Below are 18,709 nucleotides of genomic sequence, written 5' to 3' on the forward strand. Positions count from 1 at the left end.
TGTGGTGGTGAGGCCGCTCAAGAAGCTCCTACGGGTCCGTCCCAGTGCGTCGGCAGCGGTAGCGGATGGTCGGGCAGCACGTGGGCCACTATCTCGTTCAGCGCGCGGGCGACCGCCGGCTCCCCCACCCACAGGTGCTTGGCTCCGTCGACGCCGATCACCTCGGCCTGCGGCACGCGCGCGAAGCGGCGGCGGGCCTCCTCCGGCCGGAGGTAGTCGTCGAGCTCCGGCACGAGGACCACGAGGGGTTTCCCGAACGCGGCCCAGCGGTCCAGGTCCTCGTCGGTCGCGCGGTGCAGCGGCGGCGACAGCAGGATCGCGCCCTCGATGCTCGGATCGGTGCCGTGCTTGAGCACCAGCTCGGTGCCGAACGACCAGCCGACCAGCCACGGCCGTGGCAGCCCCCGGAACTCGGCGAGCTCGATCGCCGCCGCGACGTCGTACCGCTCGGCGTCGCCGCCGTCGAACGTGCCCTCGCTCGTACCGCGCGGGGACGAGGTGCCGCGCGTGTTGAACCGCAGGACGGCGAGGTTCGCCAGGGCGGGCAGGCGCCCGGCGGCCTTGCGGTACACGTGGGAGTCCATGAACCCGCCGTGCGTGGGCAGCGGGTGCAGCGTCAGCAGGCTGGCCGACGGCTCGCTGTCCGCGGGCAGCGCCAGCTCGCCCACGAGCGTCAGGCCGTCGGCGGTGTGCAGCTCGACGTCCTCCCGCTGCGCGGGCAGGACGGTGAGCGAGCGGATCTGGTGGGTCGTCTGGCCGGAAGCCTCGTCCGGCGTCGCTTCGGTGGTCATCGATCCCATTGTCGCCCCGCTACCCGCCCGCGGGCTCACCGCAGGTTCGCGCGGCGCTGCCAGCAGCTGTTGTGCCAGTGCCGGCGACCGTCCAGGCCGGCCTCGGGACCGCCGAGGACGTCCGTCTTCCACGCGACGACGTGCGCGGTCCCGGGCGTCACCTCCTGGCGGCAGGCAGGGCAGACGTACGTCTTGTCGGACGACCGGATCCGCTGCACCACCCACTCACCGTCCGCCGCCGACTCGCTGCGACGGCCACCCGTAGCCCGATCGACATCGAGGGGGACGTGGTCCGCGGCATACGGACGCTTGCTGGAGCGGCGGTTCGACGGCATGGCAACTATTGTTCCGCAGGGTGGAGCGGACCGCTCGAACCCCGCCCAAGAACTGCTCGCATCGCGCATCACACTGCCTGGGAGCCCCACCCATCTCCGCCCGCTAGAGTGTGGCGGTCCCCAGCAAGGCGCAAACCCGACCGAAGGACTACTTGTGAAGCACCGCACAACTGCCGGCCTGGCAGCCGTCGCGCTGGCATCTATCGCGCTCACCGGCTGCGCAGGCCAAGACGGATCCGCGGACGGCGGCGACGCTGCCGCCTCCAACGGAAACGTCTGCGAGGTGACGGCCGCGCCTGAGCCGTCGCCCGCCCCCAGCCCGTCCGAGGCCGACGTCAAGGCCGTCGACGCGATCAAGGTCGACGGCCCGGTCGGCGAGGAGCCGAAGGTCACGTTCAAGGCGCCGCTGGAGGTCGCTGGCCCGACGTCCCGAGTGGTCTCCGACGGCACCGGTGAGGAGCTCGTCGACGGCGCCCAGGTGACCATCAACTACGTCGTGATCGCGGGCAAGGACGGCAAGACGAGCGGCTCGACGTGGGAGACCAAGAAGCCTGAGTCGTTCACGCTCGGCGACCCCCAGTACGACCTGCTGAACGACCGCCTGATCGGCCAGAAGGTCGGCGCGCGGCTCGTGATGGCGAGCACCGCGATGGACCAGACGATCCAGGTCACGATGGTCGAGGTCGCCGAGGTCAAGGAGATCCCGACGCGTGCCGAGGGCACCGAGGTCGCCCCGAAGGAGGGTCTGCCCACCGTCGCGCTCGCCGACAACGGCCAGCCGACCGTCACCATCCCGAAGAACTACGAGGCACCCACCGAGCTGCTGGTCCAGCCTCTCGTCGAGGGTGACGGCGCCGAGGTCACCAAGGACCAGACGGTCACCGTGCAGTACGCGGGCTGCCTGCTCGACGGCACGTCGTTCGACTCCTCGTGGAGCCGCGGCACCCCGACCTCGTTCCCGCTGAACGGTGTGATCCCGGGCTGGACCAACGGCATCGCCGGCCAGAAGGTCGGCAGCCAGGTGCTGCTCGTCGTCCCGGCGGACCAGGGCTACGGCGACCAGGAGAACGGCGCCATCCCCGCCAACTCGACGCTCGTGTTCGTGGTAGACATCCTCGAGGCCAAGGCCGCCTGACCTCTCAGACCGTCCGCTCGCGGACCGTCTGAGACCTCGCGCACTCCACGTGCGCATCGCCGCTGGTCACGGCGTAGACGTGGCGGGTACCCAAGCCGGGTGCCCGCCACATCTCGTAGGGTCGTCCCATGACCTCGACAGACCTTCCCGCCACTGAGCCCGCTCCGATGCCGGAGCGCGAGGTGCTCACCTGGGAGACCTTCCCCGACGCGGTGCGCGACCTGGCCCACAAGGTCGTCGACAGCGGGTTCGTGCCCGACGTGGTGGTCGCCGTCGCGCGCGGCGGCCTGGTGCCCGGTGGCGCGATGGCGTACGCGCTCGGCACCAAGGGTGTCGGCACCCTGAACGTCGAGTTCTACACGGACATCGGTCAGACGCTGGACGACCCCCGTGTGCTGCCGCCCCTCATGGACACGTCCGAGCTCCCGGGCGCCAAGGTCCTGGTGGTGGACGACGTCGCCGACTCCGGCCGCACCCTGGCCCTCGTCATGGACCTCCTGGACAAGCAGGGCGCCGAGGCTCGCTCCGCCGTGCTGTTCACCAAGCCGCGCACGATCATCCAGCCCGACTACTCGTGGAAGGACACCGACCTGTGGATCACCTTCCCGTGGTCCGCCGAGCCGCCGGTGACCGGCGCGAGGTCGATCGACGCGTGAACCGCTGAGCGCCGGTTTGCACGGCCAGGGCCACCAGGCAGGTGATCGCTACGCCGAGAGCCAGCCCTGAGGCGATGTCGTGCACGTAGTGGACGCCCGCGGCGACGCGGGCGCCCGCCACGGCCAGTGCCAGCGGCACCACCACTGGCCAGAGCCGCGGCACGACGAGCAGGCAGGCGACGGCCAGGGCCCCGGCGATGGTCGAGTGGTTGCTGGGCCAGGACCAGTCTCCGGGCGCGGGGCACGCCAGCACCGTGGCGACATCGATGACGCGGCACGGACGTTCCTCGGTGACCAGCACCTTGACGGCCTCGCTCGTCGCGTACGCGGTGACCGTCCCGGCCCCCGCAGCGGCGAGCAGGCCGAACCCTGGACGGTCACGAAGCCACGTGAACAGCGCCAGGCAGGCCACGACGGCGACGAGGACCAGCAGTCCTTTTTCCGCGACCAGCCCGGCGAGTCCGGCGAGGGGTGAGCCCGTGGTCCCACCCGCGATGCTCTCGAAGAGGCCGGCCCGTGCAGGCCAGGCCGCGAGCGACAGGGCACTCAGCCCGAGGAACGCGGTCAGCACGGTGGGAAGGGTGGCACGCGGGGTCCTGCTCTGGACCGACCCGGCCGGCCGGTTCGCTGCTGGTGCGTGGCGTGTTGTGGTCATGCGGAACACGCTAGGAACCGGCGGCACCTCGCGGATCTGGCGTGGGTAAGGAACGGTCTATGACCCTGGTCCTACGTCACCCGTCCCAAGATCAGCCCTGGGCGGGAAGCCCGCACGGCTACCTTTCGGCGACGATGGTCCGGTGATACCGCCGACCCAGATCGACACCGAGCACGCAGCCGGGGCAGTCGCCGTGCGTCCCCTCCGGCTGCTGCTCGTCGCGGTGTTCGCCGCGCTCCTGGTCCTCGCCGGTGTGGACCCGTGGTGGATGCTCGCGCTGGCCGCCGTCGCGGCGCCCGTCGGGCTGACCGGCGGCGGTGCTCGGCTGGGTGTCGTCGCCATGGTCGTCGCAGCGGGGGTGGGAGCGTTCGCCGTGCTGATCGGCTGGGCCGACCTGCGAGACGCACTGGTCACCGCAGCCCGCGGGGTGGTCACCGGTGTGCTGCCGTGGTCGGTGGCCGTCGCATGGCGCGCCCGTCGCATCGGCGAGGCCGATGCGGCGCTGGCGATGCTCCGCGAGCAGGAGGCCCAGCGGATGCGCGCGGAGACCGATCTCGCGCGCCAGCGGCTGCAGCTCGCCGGGAGCCTGCACGACGACCTGGGCCACGCCTTGAGCCTGGTCGCCGTCAACCTCGGCCGACTGGAGCTCGAGCTCGAGCGGGACCTGGAGACCCGGGCGCAATCCGACTCTCCCGTGGCCGTGCGGGAGTCGGTAGGGCTCGCACGGAGCCAGGTCTCTGACGCCGTCGCCCGTCTGGGAGCCTCGGTCCAGACTCTTCGCACCGGCCTGGCCGAGAGCGCCCCGGACACGCCGTCGGAGGCCTTCCAGCCGGACCTCGAGACGCTCGTACGGGACGCGCGCAGGGCGGGCGCTGATATCGAGCTCACTGGTTCGCCCGGGCCTGCGCGACTGGCCGCCTTCGGGCCTACCGTCTCCCGAATGGTCCAGGAAGGACTGACGAACGCGCTCAAGCACGCACCTGGCCAACCGGTCCGGGTCGCACTGGACGCAGGGCCGGAGCGTCTGGTGGTGACCGTCCGCAATCCCCTGCCGGAGCCACCGACCGCGTCACCGTCTGCTGACACGACCGCGACCGCGTCTCGTCCCTCCGTCGGCGGCACGGGCGTCGTGTCGCTCACCGAGCACGTGCGCGCAGCCGGCGGTTCGGTCAAGGCCGGCCCGGCGAACGGCGAGTACGTGCTGCGGGCAGAGCTGTTGCCGCTGGACGGACCTGTGCGTGGCCCCTCCCTCGGCCATCGGGCAGATCACTCGATCACCGGGAACGTGCGCGCTCTGGATGCCCACGCGGTCACCCACGGTCTGGTCCGCGCCCGGCGCCGCGGCGGGGCGCTCTTGCTGGCCGCGGTTCTCGTACCGGCAGTGGCACTGGTCGCTGTCGCGGCGGCGATCCAGCTCTCCGACCATCTCGACGCGCGGCGCGCGCTGCTGGCTCCGGATAGTTTCGCCCGGATCTCGGTCGGCGACTCCCAGTTCGACGTCCGGCGGTTGTTGCCCGCCGCCACGCTGCAACCGCCACCCGGCGCCGATCCGTCGTGCGACTACTACGCGGTCACGGCCGACCCGCTCGCCGACGCGTCCGGCGACGCCTACCGGATCTGCTGGGCGGACGGTCGTGTCGCCTCGGCGGACGTCGTGGTGGGCGGTGCGCGATGAGCAGCCCGGCTCCCGGCACACCGCTGCGCGTGGTGATCGCCGACGACGAACCCCTCGTCCGCGCCGGCCTCGTGGGGATCCTGGAGACCGACGACGGCGTGTGCGTCGTCGGACAGGGATCCTCCGGCGAAGAGGCGCTGGCGGCGGTCCGGGCCCACCGGCCTGACGTCGTGCTGCTGGATGTGCGCATGGGAGCCTTGAGCGGTCTGGACGCTCTCGCGGAGATCCGACGCTCCGAGGAGCATCTGCCGTGCCTCATGGTCACCACGTTCGGCGAGGACGAGTACGTCGCGGAAGCGATCAGGCTGGGCGCCGACGGCTTCGTCCTGAAGTCGGGCGACCCCCGGGAGCTGCTGCTCGCGGTGCACGCGGCAGCGTCGGGTGGTGCCTACTTCTCGCCCGCCGTGTCGCGGCGCCTGCTGCAGACCGGGTTGGGCACGCGGCTCGTCGCTCAGCAGGACGCCAAGGAGCGGTTCGAACGGCTGACCCGGCGCGAGCGGGAGGTACTGACCCTCATGGGCGACGGGCTGGCGAACCCGGAGATCGCCGAGCGGCTCCACCTCGCGGAGGGAACGGTCAAGGTGCACGTCACCTCGATCCTGCGCAGGACTGGTGCGCGTAACCGGGTAGAGGCGGCCCTGATCGCGGCGCAGGCGGCTGCGTCCTACTCCTAGCACTCCGGCGCGCGGTCTCCCCCTCCCCGTCGCCGCCTGACGCGTAGCGGCCCGGAACTGCAGAAGTCTGCGGTTCCGGGCCTCTGATCAGCCACTATGGGCGACGGGCTCCCGACACGAGGTCAGGAGTCCCGATACGTGCTCCGGAGGGCAAGAGGAGCGGTAACTCGGGGATTCTGCGATGTTCGCGAGGCGACGTGCCTTCTACAAGCCACTCGTAGGTGATTCTGCGGTTGCGAGCTCGATCGTCCGTTCATGAATGCGTTCGACGAGTGTGCAGGGTGAGTGCACTCGATCCCAACTCGACGAAGTCCGTATGAACGAACACTGCTGCAATCGCGACATGATGAGAGGTGACTAGCGTGAGCAAGTCCCGGTTCTTGATGTTTCCGACGGTCACGAGCAGCAACCTGCGGGGGTGCCCGCCCGTCTCGTGCGTGTGCCGAAAGTCCGCGTCCTGGTGACGACAATCCTGCGATCCAGATCAGCGACTTTCGTGATCTCGGAGTCGCTGGTGTCGCCCCCGGCCGGAAGCTCCTTGACGTGGATTGCGTCGTACCCAAGCTCTGTCAGCCGGACTGCCAGAGACTTCGGAAGCTGCGCATCGACGATGAATCGCTCCGATTCGGCCGCCTCAGGCGACAAGGGCCTGAACCTGGAGACCACCAGCTACCGAGGCCGCGTACTCGAGGGCAGCCGCAATATCCTCCCGGGACAGCTCGTCGTACTCGTCAAGGATCTCTTCGAAGGTCTCGCCAGCCGCGAGCAGTTCCAGGATGACCTGCACCGTCACCCGGGTGCCACTGATCCGTGGCTTCCCGTGCACCACCGTAGGGTCCACAGAGATCCGTTCGAGACGAGTCGTTTCAGCAGCCATACCGCCAGTCTCCCACGCGTGCCACCTCCTAGCCAGGGACACTCCACCGTTCCTTCGACCTTCCGTGCCCATGGAGAGTCGGCACGCGAAGATGCCCGGAACCGCAGGAATCTGCGGTTTCGGGCCCCTCATCAGCCGCTATGGGCGACGACCTCCCGACATGAGGTCAGAAGCCCCAGTTATCGCCCCTCGGTGGGTCACGGCCGCGGTGCCCTGAGGGCGCCCGCGGTCGGGACCTGGGCGCCGGTCAGATCGAGTTCACGATCCGCTCGTGCTCCAGCTCCCCCTCACGAGTCTGGATCGGCGTCCGGGTCGGTGAGGTAGCCCATGTTCCCGTGCGCGCTGAAGAACTGAGGGTCGGTGCTCTCGAACACGATCACGCGGACGCTCTCGTCCCTCCTCACCCGGTTGATGAACCCGCGCAGCGACGGCAGCAGAACGCCGTCCATCAGGTTGAGGGAGGGCGGTACCTGGGCGCCGATCGCGCCCAGGTGCCGAAGATCCCCCAGCGTTGGATCAGCTGTCGTCGCTCACGTTGCCTTCGTTGGGCGGCGTCATGTTCGCGTACTCCTCGATCCGGTCGATGAGGCCGTCCTTGAAACCGAAGTACATCGCCACGGGCAGCTCGATACCGGACCCGCCGGGCATGCTGATGTGCAGCACGTGCTGCTGGAGCACCTCGTCGGGCTTCTGGAACTGCCGGACGATGTCGTACCGCAGCGCGGCGCCGCCGCCCGTCATCTGCTTGAGCTGCTCGAGGTTCTCCTCGATCGTCTGCTCGCCCTTGCCGTCGTTGTGCCAGACGGTAGCCGTGTCCGCGCACATCGCACGCATGCTCGCGAAGTCGAACTTCTCCAGGTGCCGCAGGTACTGGACCGCCTTCTCCGTCAGCTCGGGTTCCATGGTTCCGTCCTGTCCTTTGTTGTCGGGCTCTGTCACCGTGCTCCCACTCCTCTCGTCGAGGACGGGCGCACGTTCTCCGGCGTCGACGACGACCGGGAGATGGTTCGCTTCAAGCGGGATCGGGCAGGGAAACGCCGTGGAGAACACGTGGTGGGGCAGGATCACCTGGTTGAAGTCGACCCGGAGGGTGGTGCCCTCGTCCGGGGGGAGGATCAGCCATCGACCGATCTCGGGGGTGTCGGTGCCGCTGCTGGGATCAGTGAATACCGCCAGCCGCAGGCCGGGGACGGATTCCATCACCAGCAGGGTGTGCTCCTGGCCGCCGAGCTCGACGACCAGATCGCCCGGGGCGGAGACCATCTCCTTGCTCCGCGGGCTGGTCAGCCGCCCCATCTCGACGGTACGGCCCGGCGTTGGCAGGTACTCGGCGTCGACGACCCAGCTTGGATCGTAGGGATAGGTCGCGATCTCACGCAGCCCCGTGAGAACCGGTGCGGACGGGTCCCAGACGACCATGCCGTAGGTTCCGCCCCGGCCCTGGACGAAACATATCCGCCCGTCAGCAAGCTCCACCTGGGTGCCGGACTCCACGTCCACCGCACCGGTCACCGGCCGCCCGCCGATCGACACACCGTCCGCAGCGGTGACGGTGAAGGTCAGGACCCCCGATGCACTCACCTCCCATCGACCAGGCAGGCCCGGCACGCCCGGTTCGGGATGCGAGATCATGGCCAGCTGGACGGTGCCCGCCTTGCCGCCCGGGCCGGCGACCTCCTCCCAACGGTTCTTCCGCCAGGTCGCGTACTCCACCGGCACACCCGGGTGGCCAGAGTCCTCAGTAGACATAGATCCTCCTGTTCCTGTTGACGCCCGGAACGAGCGCCTTCAGGTGCCACCTTGCGAGGACGCAACAAAATCTTGCAAACATTGTTGCTGTTCTGGCAAACTCGCAGCCATGAGCGATGAGAAAGGCGGGGGCCTGGACGCCGTCGGGCCCCGGCTGCGCAACCTCCGCCATGAACGTGAGACGACGCTGGCCGAGCTGTCGACCGCTACCGGCATCTCCATCAGCACGCTGTCCCGACTGGAGTCCGGCTCCCGGCGGCCGACCCTGGAACAGCTCCTACCACTGGCGAGAGCCCACGGCGTCACGCTCGACGAGCTGGTCGACGCCCCCGCCACCGGTGATCCGCGTATCCACCTACGCGCCATCAGCTGCAAAGGGGGCATGACGGTCCTGCCGTTGACCCGGCGCCCCGGCGGCATCCAGGCCTACAAGTTCATCATTCCCGGCGGCCGCCCCTCGGATCAGCCCGCCCCCAAGACCCACGAGGGGTACGAATGGGCCTACGTCCTGAACGGACAGCTACGGCTCGTGCTCGGTGAACACGACCTGGTCCTCTCGCCCGGTGAAGCCGCCGAGTTCGACACCCGCACACCACACTGGTTCGGCGCCGCAACCAACCAGCCCGTGGAGTACCTCTGCCTCATCGGACGACAGGGCGAGCGCGCACACATCCGCGCCCGCACCACCACCAAGAAATGAACTAGGTCGCCAGCCGGGCAACCACGGCCGTCCCCCGTGACGTTTGCCAAAACGGCAAACAGCTTTGGTGTTCTCCCGCGCGCCGAGCCAGTCTCGTGCATCGACCCAGGCCGCGGTGGCTTCGGGTATCACCAGAGGCAGGAGAACGCAACGATGAAGGTTGTCATCGTGGGTGGCGTGGCAGGTGGCATGTCAGCGGCCACACGCTTGCGCAGGCTCGTACCGGACGCCGAGATCATCGTGCTCGAACGAGGCGAACACGTCTCGTTCGCCAACTGCGGCCTGCCCTACTACATCGGCGGAACCATCGAACACCGATCGGCGCTGCTGCTGCAGACCCCCGAGAGCTTGCGCGACAGATTCGCGCTCGATGTGCGGGTACGCCACGAAGTGCTGGCGATCGACCGTGCCGCGCAGACGGTGGAAGTCCGAGACCATCGTGCCGGTGTCGACTACACGCAGGAATGGGACCACCTCGTGCTCAGCACCGGTGCCGCTCCGGTGGTCCCCTCCGTCCCTGGAGTGGAGCGGGCGCTGACCTTACGAGATGTCGCCGACGCCGATGTCATCGCAGAGGCCGCGGCACGATCACGCACCGCCGTGGTGGCCGGCGCCGGCTTCATCGGGCTGGAGATGGCCGAGAACCTGCACACCCGGGGGCTGTCGGTCGCACTCGTCGAACTCTCCGGTCAGGTGCTACCGCCCTTGGACCCGGAGATGGCCCAGCCGGTGCTCGACCACCTGCGCGCTCAAGGCGTCTCGGTGCACCTGGGCTCACGAATCCAGCGCATCGACGCCACCACCGTCGTGCTGGACGACGGCTCGATCCTGCCTGCCGACCTGGTGATCATGGCCATCGGCGTTCGGCCGGACAGCCGCCTGGCCGCCGCGGCCGGTCTGTCGACCAGCCCGGGCGGCGGCGTCGTCGTGGACGCATCGCTGCGCACCAGCGATCCCCGGATCCACGCGGTCGGCGACCTGGTCCAGAAGACCGACGCCGTGTCCGGCAAGGCGGGCCTCATACCGCTGGCCGGTCCCGCCAACCGGCAGGGCAGGCTCGCCGCGGACGCGATCGCAGGCCGGGCGGGGCACGACGAGAGCAGCCAGGGGACAGCCGTGATCGGCGTACTCGGCCTGACCGCGGCGGTGACCGGCTGGAACGAGAAGAGGCTGCGCGCGGCGGGGCGCCCACACCGCATCGTCCACATTCATCCGCTCGCCCACGCCGGCTACTACCCCGGTGCCACTCCCCTCTCGATCAAGCTGCTCATCGATGCCCGGACCGACCAGATCCTGGGCGCGCAAGCCGTCGGCACCGAAGGCGTCGACAAACGCATAGATGTCCTCGCCACCGCCATGGCCGCCCGGATGCGCGCGTCGGACCTTCTGCGGCTGGAGCTGGCATACGCCCCGCAGTACGGCACGGCCAAAGATCCCGTCAACATGCTCGGTTACCTGGCCGAGAACCTGGCCAACGGGACCACCGCGAACATCCAGTGGCACGAGGTCGAGGCGGCGCGAGCAGCTGGAGCGACCGTCGTGGACGTCCGCACCGCAGCCGAGTTCGCCGCAGAAGCGATCCCCGGTGCGATCAACCTCCCCTTGGACGAGCTCAGGTACCGGCTCGGCGAGCTGCCTCCTGGACGGCTGATCGTGCACTGCCAGGTGGGCCAACGCGCACACAGCGCGGTATGCCTCCTGCGCGCGCGGGGACGGGACGCGGTCAACCTGGACGGCGGCCTGCTGACATGGCGGGCGGGCAACCTGGCGCGCGGGGAGCTGTGAACGCCAGATCCGGAAGGGGCCGCCGTGTCACGTGCGATATTTGCCGGACTGGCAAAGATATTTGACGATCTCGCCGGCGCGGAGCCAGCCTTGTTCGTCAGAAGCAGGTCGCGTGCAACGTCGCTCTCGATCTCGTCCCACGCGCTGTACGAGAGGGCAACCCCATGAGTGCCACGACCGACATATCCGACCACCTGAGCGATCCACCGACCACTGCGGCCACATCCGACGGCGCATCGAGTGACATCCCCGTGCTCTCTCGCACCGACAAGCTCGCGCCCGGCCATTTCCGTGCCATCGCGCTGCTCATGGCCAGCGCGTTCACCGTGATCCTCAACGAGACCACGATGTCCGTGGCACTGCCGCCGATCATGGTCGACCTCGGCGTGACCGCCACGACCGGCCAGTGGCTCACCACCGCGTTCATGCTGACCATGGCCGTGGTCATCCCCGCCACGGGCTTCCTCATCAACCAGCTCGGCACGCGCGGTGCTTACCTGCTGGCGATGTCCCTGTTCACCGTCGGTACCGCGCTGGCGATGATCGCGCCCGGCTTCGCGATCCTCGTCACCGGACGCGTGGTGCAGGCGACCGGCACGGCCATCATGACGCCGCTGCTCATGACGACCATCATGACGATCGTCCCGCCCCACCTGCGCGGCCGGATCATGGGCAACGTGACGCTGGTCATCGCGCTGGCACCGGCCCTCGGCCCGACCCTGTCCGGTGCGGTCCTCGAACCCCTCGGCTGGCGCGGGGTGTTCGGCGTCGTCCTGCCGATCTCGGTGCTCGCCCTGGTCGCAGGCATCCTGTGGATCCGCGACGTGTCCGACAAGGACGAGCACCACCTCGACCCGCTGTCCCTGCTGCTCGCGCTGGTCGCGTTCGGTGGTCTGGTGTGGGGTCTGTCGGGCCTGGGCGAGGCGTCGCAGCACGCCACCGCGATCAACCCGTGGATCCCGCTCGGTGTAGGCATCGCGGTGCTCGGCCTGTTCATCTGGCGGCAGATCGCCCGGCAGCGCACCGACTCCGCGCTGCTCGACCTGCGCACGTTCCTCGAGTCCAACTTCCGCGTCGCCGTCATCATCATGGCGGTCGCGATGATGGCGATGTTCGGCACCCTGATCGTGCTGCCGCTCGTCCTGCAGGAGGCCCTGGGGCTGGAGCCGCTGACCGTCGGCCTGCTCATGCTGCCGGGCGGTGTCGCGATGGGCGTGCTCGGCCCGGTCGTCGGCCGCTGGTACGACCAGGTCGGTCCCCGGCCGATCATGATCCCCGCCACCACACTCGTCACCGTGGCGATCGGCGCGTTCGCGTTCATCTCACCCACGACGTCGATCTTCTACATCCTCGGCGCGCACATTCTGCTCATGGTCGGGCTCGCCTCGGTGTTCACGCCACTGTTCAGCGCCGCGCTCGGGGTCCTCAAGCCGCACCAGTACTCGCACGGTTCGGCCACGATCAACACGGTGCAGCAGGTGGCCGGTGCCGCCGGTACCGCGCTCTTCATCGCGATCATGACCATCCGGGCGGCATGCCTCGAGGGTTCCGGTTCGTCCGGCGCCGCGGCGATGGCCGACGGTGCGGGCCTGGCCTTCGGCATCGGTGCCGGCGTAATGGCGGTGACCATCGGGCTCGCGACGATGATCAAGCGTCCGGAGAGCGACGGTGAGCTCCACGGTGGTCACTAGCCCGATTTAGGCGGTCAGCCCCAGACCTGAGCCGGTCTGCCCCGTCGAGAGCCCTGGGAACGTGCGGCGGACCTAGCGTTGACAGGCTGTCCATGGAGAGTCGGCACGCGAAGAGGCCCGGAACCGCACGAACCTGCGGTTCCGGGCCTCTGATCAGCCGCTATGCGCGACGGGCTCCCGACACGAGGTCAGAAGTCCCAGTCGTCGTCCTCGGTCTCCACGGCCTTGCCGATCACGTACGACGAGCCGGACCCCGAGAAGAAGTCGTGGTTCTCGTCCGCGTTCGGCGAGAGCGCCGCGAGGATGGCCGGGTTGACGTCGGTGTCCTCCTTGGGGAACAACGCCTCGTAGCCCAGGTTCATCAGGGCCTTGTTGCCGTTGTACCGCAGGAACTTCTTGACGTCCTCGGTCAGCCCCAGCTCGCCGTACAGCGAGTCGGTGTACTCCACCTCGTTCTCGTACAGCTCGAAGAGCAGGTCGAACGTGTACGCCTTGAGGTCGTCCTGCTCGGGCTGCGTCAGCTTCGCGAGGCCCTTCTGGTACTTGTAGCCGATGTAGTACCCGTGGACCGCCTCGTCACGGATGATGAGGCGGATCAGGTCGGCCGTGTTCGTGAGCTTCGCCCGCGAGGACCAGTACATCGGCGCGTAGAAGCCGGAGTAGAACAGGAACGACTCGAGCATCGTCGAGGCGACCTTCCGCTTCAGCGGGTCGTCGCCCCGGTAGTAGTCGAGGACGATCTCCGCCTTCTTCTGCAGGTTCTCGTTGTTCTCGGACCACTCGAACGCCGCGTCGATCTCCGGCGTCGACAGCAGGGTCGAGAAGATCGACGAGTAGCTCTTCGCGTGCACGCTCTCCATGAAGGCGATGTTGGTGTACACCGCCTCCTCGTGCGGGGTGAGCGAGTCCGGGATCAGCGACACCGCGCCCACCGTGCCCTGGATGGTGTCCAGGAGCGTCAGCCCGGTGAACACCCGCGAGGTCATGGTCTTCTCGTGCTCCGAGAGGGTGTTCCACGACTGGATGTCGTTGGAGACCGGGACCTTCTCCGGCAGCCAGAAGTTGCCGACCAGACGGTCCCAGACCTCGGCGTCCTTCTCGTCCTCGAGGCGGTTCCAGTTGATCGCTGTCACGCGATCGATGAGCTTGAGCTTGCCGGTTGGCGACATGGGAGTTCCTTCAGGAGCAGCGGTAGGACGAGACTGGCGGGCAGGACCGGTCAGAGCATGCAGGAGACGCAGCCCTCGATCTCGGTGCCCTCCAGTGCCAGCTGACGCAGGCGGATGTAGTACAGGGTCTTGATGCCCTTGCGCCACGCGTAGATCTGCGCCTTGTTGACGTCGCGCGTGGTGGCGGTGTCCGGGAAGAACAGCGTGAGGCTCAGGCCCTGGTCCACGTGCTGCGTCGCCGCGGCGTACGTGTCGATGATCTTCTCGTACCCGATCTCGTACGCGTCCTGGTAGTAGTCCAGGTTGTCGTTCGTCATGTACGGCGCGGGGTAGTAGACGCGGCCGAGCTTGCCTTCCTTGCGGATCTCGATCTTGGCCGGGACCGGGTGGATCGACGACGTCGAGTTGTTGATGTAGCTGATCGAACCCGTCGGCGGCACGGCCTGGAGGTTCTGGTTGTAGATGCCGTGCTCGATGACCGAGGCACGCAGCTCACGCCAGTCGTCCTGCGTCGGGATCGACACCCCGGCGTCGGAGAACAGCCGCGCGACGCGCTCCGTGGCCGGCTTCCAATCCTGCTCGACGTACTTGTCGAAGTACTCGCCCGTGGCGTACTTCGAGTCCTCGAACCCACCGAACTTCGTGTTGCGCTCGATCGACAGGCGGTTGGACGCCCTGATCGCGTGGTACGCGACGGTGTAGAAGTAGATGTTGGTGAAGTCGATGCCCTCTTCGGAGCCGTAGTGGATGCGCTCCCGTGCGAGGTAGCCGTGCAGGTTCATCTGGCCGAGGCCGATGGCGTGCCCCTGCGAGTTGGCCAGCTTGATCGACGGGACCGACTCGATCGACGTCTGGTCGCTCACCGCGGTCAGCGCGCGGATAGCGGTGTCGATCGTGCGGCCGAAGTCCGGCGAGTCCATCGCCTTGGCGATGTTCAGCGAGCCCAGGTTGCAGGAGATGTCCCGGCCGACCTCGCTGTACGAGAGGTCCTCGTTGAACGTCGACGGGGTCGACACCTGGAGGATCTCGGAGCACAGGTTGGAGTGCGTGATGCGGCCCTTGATCGGGTTCGCCGCGTTCACCGTGTCCTCGAACATGATGTACGGGTAGCCGGACTCGAACTGCAGCTCCGCGAGCGTCTGGAAGAAGTCGCGCGCGCTGATCGTCGTCTTGCGGATGCGGTCGTCGGCCACGAGCTCGTCGTACTTCTCCGAGATGGAGATGTCGGCGAACGGCACGCCGTAGATCCGCTCGACGTCGTACGGGCTGAACAGGTGCATGTCAGCGTTCTTCTTGGCCAGCTCGAACGTGATGTCCGGGATGACCACACCGAGCGAGAGCGTCTTGATGCGGATCTTCTCGTCCGCGTTCTCCCGCTTGGTGTCGAGGAACCGCATGATGTCGGGGTGGTGCGCGTGCAGGTACACGGCGCCGGCGCCCTGACGCGCGCCGAGCTGGTTCGCGTAGGAGAAGGAGTCCTCCAGGAGCTTCATCACGGGGATGACGCCCGAGGACTGGTTCTCGATGTGCTTGATCGGCGCACCGTGCTCGCGGATGTTGCTCAGGAGGAGTGCAACGCCGCCGCCGCGCTTGGAGAGCTGCAGCGCGGAGTTGATGCTGCGCGCGATGGACTCCATGTTGTCCTCGATGCGCAGCAGGAAGCAGGACACGGGCTCGCCGCGCTGCGCCTTGCCGACGTTGAGGAAGGTCGGCGTCGCCGGCTGGAACCGCCCGGCGACGACCTCCTCGACGATGTCGCGCGCCGTCTGCTCGACGCCGTCGGCCAGGCCGAGCGCGACCATGGCGACACGGTCCTCGAAGCGCTCCAGGTACTTCTTGCCGTCGAACGTCTTGAGCGTGTACGAGGTGTAGTACTTGAAGGCGCCCAGGAACGTCTCGAAGCGGAACTTCTTCGAGTACGCGAGCTGGAAGAGCTCCTTGACGAACGCACCGGAGTACTTCGCGAGCACCGTGGGGTCGTAGTACTTGGCCTCGACGAGGTGCTCGAGCTTGGCTTCGAGCGACTCGAACTCGACGGTGTTCGGGTTCACGTGCTGCAAGAAGTACTGGCGGGCCGCCTCACGGTCCTTCTCGAACTGGATCTTCCCGTCCGGCCCGTACAGGTTCAGCATCGCGTTGAGCGAGTGATAGTCCATCTGGATGCTCTCCAGTGGGATCTCGCTCAGGCCCTCAGTCAGGCTGAGAGACTCAGTGGTTGTTGCTGCCAAAATCGTCCCAATCCGTTGCGGACGCGCGCGACGTCCTGCGCGGTGCCAAGTAGTTCGAAGGCGTACAGATACGGGACATCGCACTTCGCAGCGATGATGTCCCCGGTGATGCAGTACGCAGCCCCGAAGTTGGTGTTCCCCGCAGCGATGACGCCGCGGATGAGCGACCGGTTGTGTTCGTCGTTGAGGAACTTCCTCACCTGCCGTGGGACGGCCCCGCCCTCGTTGCCGCCACCGTAGGTGGGGGCCAGGAGGACGTAGGGCTCGTCCACGTGCAGAAATCCGTCGGCGGGGCGCAGCGGGATCCGGTGCACCGACATCCCCAGCTCTTCGAGACCAAGCTTCTCGACGAACCGGTGCGTGTTCTCTGACACGCTGGAGAAGTAGACGAGTGAACCCACGTCACGCCTCCTTGCCGACGTTGCGGTAGTACAAGGTGTTGCGGTGGTGCTGGTGCAGGTCAGGCCGAAGCGGCCTGAAGCGCGGCGACCGCGCTGATCTGGTCGGGGCGGAAGCCCGACCAGTGGGTGTCGCCGGCGACGACGACCGGCGCCTGGAGGTACCCGAGGCCGCGGACCATCTCGAGCGCCTCGGCGTCCTGAGTGATGTCGACGACCGTGTACTCGACACCCTTGCGATCCAGTGCCCGGTACGTCGCGTCGCACTGGACGCATGCCGGCTTGCTGTAGACAGTGACGCTCATGTCCGCCTCCTCTGACCTCGAAGGACATCTGTGAACTTACACCGATGTGCTTTGTGAGCGGGTCTGCGTCTCCCGCTGAACCAAACACTACACCTAGGGTCTGACACTCGCTCGCCCACGACATGTAGTGGTTGAGGTCGAGTGGCGCACTACACCGGAACTGCTCGTTGCGCTCATGGACCATGCTGCCACGAGCCTCTGACACCGCTCGGTAGGCCGCACACGCGGCTTGCTGCCGCCGCTCCCGGCCCGGCTCCGTGGGCCCCGAGAACCGGCACCTCACGTGCCTGCGAAGGGTCTCGGAGCCCCAAAAAAGTGATCTCAGTTCGCGGCGTGTCGCGACCGTTCGGCGTGTCCCGCGAGCGCCGACCGGGACGGTGAGCCCGGTCACAACGGACCGCTCAGAGCGCGTGCCAGCCGACGTCGTCGTGCCCGCCCGGGATCTCCACCTCGGGGGCGTACGGGCTCCGGGTGAGGCAGAAGGTGCCGACGTCGAGCGCCACGAGCCGTCCGTCCCGCTCGACGGGCCGGAGTGTCTCGCCCTGCCAGTAGCCGGCGGACACCCCGACCCAGGTCCCCGGTGCCCCACCCGGGGCGAACTCGGTCCCCCGCACCCCCGGGGCGCCGACCAGCGCGAGCCGGCCGGCTGCGGCACGCAGCGTGAACTGCACAGGCCCCCAGTACCAGGTACCGGTCAGCTCAGGAACGCCCGCAGCGGCGTCTCCACCGGTTCCCGCCGCGCCGGGCGTCCGGAGCCCCGCGGAGAGGCCCGCAGAGTCGCTCTCAGGGCCACGCACGACGGCGGGGAGCCCGACGACGGGGCGCGCGCCCCGCAGAGCCGCGAGCAGCCCCGTCCCGTCCCCGAACCCACCGGTGCTCGAGCCGATGACCGCGACGGCGTCGCCCGTCTCGACGTCGACGCGAAGGTCCGCCGTGAAGCCAGGCACCGAGCCGGAGTGACCCACGGTGCGCACCGGCACGGTGTCCTGCTCCGGTACGAGCCCCGGCACGTCGATCAGGTCCTTGCGGACCTGGACGCCCAGGCCGTAGGCGCCGGTCCAGGCCGCACCGGGCTCGTCCACGACCATGCGAGGCGCGGTCATGAGCCTGCGGGCCGCGGCAGGCAGCACGGCATCGCCCGCTTCGCCGAACGTGTCGTGGCAGGCCAGCCACATCCCGAACCGCACGAGGTCCGACGGCGTGGACCACAGCTCGCCCGCCGGACCCATCGCCAGGTAGTCGGCGACCGGCTCGTCGTGCACGAGTTCGGCGTGCGGGTGCACGGCGTATCCCGGCACGTGCGGACCGGTGGGCACCCGCCCGGTCGCCGTCATGCCGAGCGGGGTCCACAGCTCGTCGCGCAGCACCGCGTCCCAGGCACGCCCGCGCGCCACCTCGACCAGCCGGCCCAGCACCGCGAAGCCCACGTTGGAGTAGTGGTACCGGGTGCCCGGCGCGACGAGCCGCGGCAGGCCGGAGGCGACGATCTGCTCCCAGGTCGACCCGCCCGCCCGTTCCCACCAGTCACCAGCCGGCTCCGCGGGCAGACCGCTGGTGTGGCTCAGGAGCTCGGCGATCGTGGCGTCTGCCGCCGGCGCCTCGGGCAGGTGGGCGCCGATCGGGTCGTGCAGCGCAAACTTGCCCTCCTCGACGAGCCGGAGGACGGCCACGGCGACCATGGGCTTGGTGATGGACCCGATGCGGAACGCGTGCTCCGGCGTCGGACCACCCGCCTGCAGGGCGGACGCGACACCGGTCCAGACCACCTCGCCCGCGCGTCCCGCGGCCGCGGACACCGCAGGCACCCGGGCGCCGTCGCGCGTGCGGGCGAGCACGCCGCTCAGCTCCGCGCCCGGAACCTCGTCCACTCGAGTCATGCCCAGAAC

General features: G+C 68.5%; 19 protein-coding genes. 7 read left to right on the forward strand and 12 right to left on the reverse strand.

Going from position 1 to position 18,709, the window contains the following annotated elements; translation table 11 throughout:
- Positions 1 to 17 precede the first annotated feature (17 nt).
- Together ACQEVI_RS07110 and ACQEVI_RS07115 are read right to left on the reverse strand one after the other, a co-directional pair.
- Positions 18 to 791, reverse strand: coding sequence for an alpha/beta hydrolase (locus ACQEVI_RS07110; RefSeq protein WP_432896139.1), 774 nt, complete (start codon positions 789 to 791; stop codon positions 18 to 20).
- A gap of 35 nt (positions 792 to 826) precedes the next feature.
- Positions 827 to 1,126 (reverse strand): hypothetical protein, encoded by a 300-nt coding sequence (locus ACQEVI_RS07115; RefSeq protein ID WP_357456456.1) that lies wholly within the window; start codon positions 1,124 to 1,126, stop codon positions 827 to 829.
- Between the two features lie 154 nt (positions 1,127 to 1,280).
- On the opposite strand from ACQEVI_RS07115, the gene ACQEVI_RS07120 reads away from it, so the two are divergent.
- A complete protein-coding gene (locus tag ACQEVI_RS07120; protein ID WP_432896143.1) occupies positions 1,281 to 2,261 on the forward strand; it encodes an FKBP-type peptidyl-prolyl cis-trans isomerase in 981 nt (326 codons plus the stop codon).
- A 128-nt stretch (positions 2,262 to 2,389) separates the two neighbouring features.
- Positions 2,390 to 2,917, forward strand: coding sequence for a phosphoribosyltransferase (locus tag ACQEVI_RS07125; RefSeq protein WP_432896146.1), 528 nt, complete (start codon positions 2,390 to 2,392; stop codon positions 2,915 to 2,917).
- On the opposite strand, the gene ACQEVI_RS07130 is transcribed toward ACQEVI_RS07125, so the two are convergent.
- Positions 2,859 to 3,572 (reverse strand): phosphatase PAP2 family protein, encoded by a 714-nt coding sequence (locus ACQEVI_RS07130; RefSeq protein WP_432896149.1) that lies wholly within the window; start codon positions 3,570 to 3,572, stop codon positions 2,859 to 2,861. The genes ACQEVI_RS07125 and ACQEVI_RS07130 overlap by 59 nt on opposite strands.
- A gap of 142 nt (positions 3,573 to 3,714) precedes the next feature.
- On the opposite strand from ACQEVI_RS07130, the gene ACQEVI_RS07135 reads away from it, so the two are divergent.
- Both ACQEVI_RS07135 and ACQEVI_RS07140 read left to right on the forward strand, forming a co-directional pair.
- The gene (locus ACQEVI_RS07135) at positions 3,715 to 5,247 is read left to right on the forward strand and encodes a sensor histidine kinase (RefSeq protein ID WP_432896152.1); all 1,533 of its coding nucleotides are present in this window, start codon (positions 3,715 to 3,717) and stop codon (positions 5,245 to 5,247) included.
- Positions 5,244 to 5,921 carry a response regulator gene (locus ACQEVI_RS07140; RefSeq protein ID WP_432896155.1) on the forward strand — a complete coding sequence of 226 codons (678 nt, stop codon included), beginning with the start codon at positions 5,244 to 5,246 and terminating at the stop codon, positions 5,919 to 5,921. The genes ACQEVI_RS07135 and ACQEVI_RS07140 overlap by 4 nt, the downstream gene beginning before the upstream one ends.
- A gap of 396 nt (positions 5,922 to 6,317) precedes the next feature.
- Here ACQEVI_RS07140 and ACQEVI_RS07145 read toward each other — a convergent pair whose 3' ends face one another.
- The 4 genes from ACQEVI_RS07145 to ACQEVI_RS07160 form a co-directional block, all read right to left on the reverse strand.
- On the reverse strand, positions 6,318 to 6,587 hold the full coding sequence (locus tag ACQEVI_RS07145) for a DUF5615 family PIN-like protein (RefSeq protein ID WP_432896158.1): 270 nt from the start codon (positions 6,585 to 6,587) through the stop codon (positions 6,318 to 6,320).
- Positions 6,556 to 6,798, reverse strand: a complete 243-nt coding sequence (locus tag ACQEVI_RS07150) for a DUF433 domain-containing protein (RefSeq protein WP_432896161.1) — start codon at positions 6,796 to 6,798, stop codon at positions 6,556 to 6,558. The genes ACQEVI_RS07145 and ACQEVI_RS07150 overlap by 32 nt, the downstream gene beginning before the upstream one ends.
- 287 nt (positions 6,799 to 7,085) lie before the next feature.
- Positions 7,086 to 7,247, reverse strand: a complete 162-nt coding sequence (locus tag ACQEVI_RS07155; protein WP_432896164.1) for a hypothetical protein — start codon at positions 7,245 to 7,247, stop codon at positions 7,086 to 7,088.
- Positions 7,248 to 7,314: 67 nt separating this feature from the next.
- The gene (locus tag ACQEVI_RS07160; RefSeq protein ID WP_432896167.1) at positions 7,315 to 8,547 is read right to left on the reverse strand and encodes a DUF1684 domain-containing protein; all 1,233 of its coding nucleotides are present in this window, start codon (positions 8,545 to 8,547) and stop codon (positions 7,315 to 7,317) included.
- A gap of 109 nt (positions 8,548 to 8,656) precedes the next feature.
- Here ACQEVI_RS07160 and ACQEVI_RS07165 point away from each other — a divergent pair, with 109 nt between their 5' ends.
- From ACQEVI_RS07165 to ACQEVI_RS07175, 3 genes are all read left to right on the forward strand, one after another.
- Complete coding sequence (locus ACQEVI_RS07165) at positions 8,657 to 9,247, forward strand: helix-turn-helix domain-containing protein (RefSeq protein ID WP_432896170.1); 591 nt, start codon at positions 8,657 to 8,659, stop codon at positions 9,245 to 9,247.
- Between the two features lie 153 nt (positions 9,248 to 9,400).
- Positions 9,401 to 11,032, forward strand: a complete 1,632-nt coding sequence (locus tag ACQEVI_RS07170) for an FAD-dependent oxidoreductase (RefSeq protein ID WP_432896173.1) — start codon at positions 9,401 to 9,403, stop codon at positions 11,030 to 11,032.
- Positions 11,033 to 11,196: 164 nt separating this feature from the next.
- Positions 11,197 to 12,723: an MDR family MFS transporter gene (locus ACQEVI_RS07175; protein WP_432896176.1), complete on the forward strand. Its 1,527-nt coding sequence runs from the start codon at positions 11,197 to 11,199 to the stop codon at positions 12,721 to 12,723.
- Positions 12,724 to 12,911: 188 nt separating this feature from the next.
- On the opposite strand, the gene nrdF is transcribed toward ACQEVI_RS07175, so the two are convergent.
- The 5 genes from nrdF to ACQEVI_RS07200 form a co-directional block, all read right to left on the reverse strand.
- Positions 12,912 to 13,892, reverse strand: a complete 981-nt coding sequence (gene nrdF, locus ACQEVI_RS07180) for a class 1b ribonucleoside-diphosphate reductase subunit beta (RefSeq protein WP_432896179.1) — start codon at positions 13,890 to 13,892, stop codon at positions 12,912 to 12,914.
- Between the two features lie 50 nt (positions 13,893 to 13,942).
- Positions 13,943 to 16,048 (reverse strand): class 1b ribonucleoside-diphosphate reductase subunit alpha, encoded by a 2,106-nt coding sequence (nrdE, locus tag ACQEVI_RS07185; protein ID WP_432896182.1) that lies wholly within the window; start codon positions 16,046 to 16,048, stop codon positions 13,943 to 13,945.
- A 38-nt stretch (positions 16,049 to 16,086) separates the two neighbouring features.
- Positions 16,087 to 16,521: a class Ib ribonucleoside-diphosphate reductase assembly flavoprotein NrdI gene (gene nrdI / locus ACQEVI_RS07190; protein ID WP_432896185.1), complete on the reverse strand. Its 435-nt coding sequence runs from the start codon at positions 16,519 to 16,521 to the stop codon at positions 16,087 to 16,089.
- Between the two features lie 59 nt (positions 16,522 to 16,580).
- A complete protein-coding gene (nrdH, locus tag ACQEVI_RS07195) occupies positions 16,581 to 16,823 on the reverse strand; it encodes a glutaredoxin-like protein NrdH (protein ID WP_020017613.1) in 243 nt (80 codons plus the stop codon).
- Between the two features lie 401 nt (positions 16,824 to 17,224).
- Positions 17,225 to 18,700 (reverse strand): serine hydrolase domain-containing protein, encoded by a 1,476-nt coding sequence (locus ACQEVI_RS07200; RefSeq protein ID WP_432896189.1) that lies wholly within the window; start codon positions 18,698 to 18,700, stop codon positions 17,225 to 17,227.
- Positions 18,701 to 18,709 lie beyond the last annotated feature (9 nt).

It is taken from the genome of Promicromonospora sp. CA-289599 (assembly GCF_050936155.1).
Classification (GTDB): Bacteria; Actinomycetota; Actinomycetes; order Actinomycetales; family Cellulomonadaceae; genus Promicromonospora.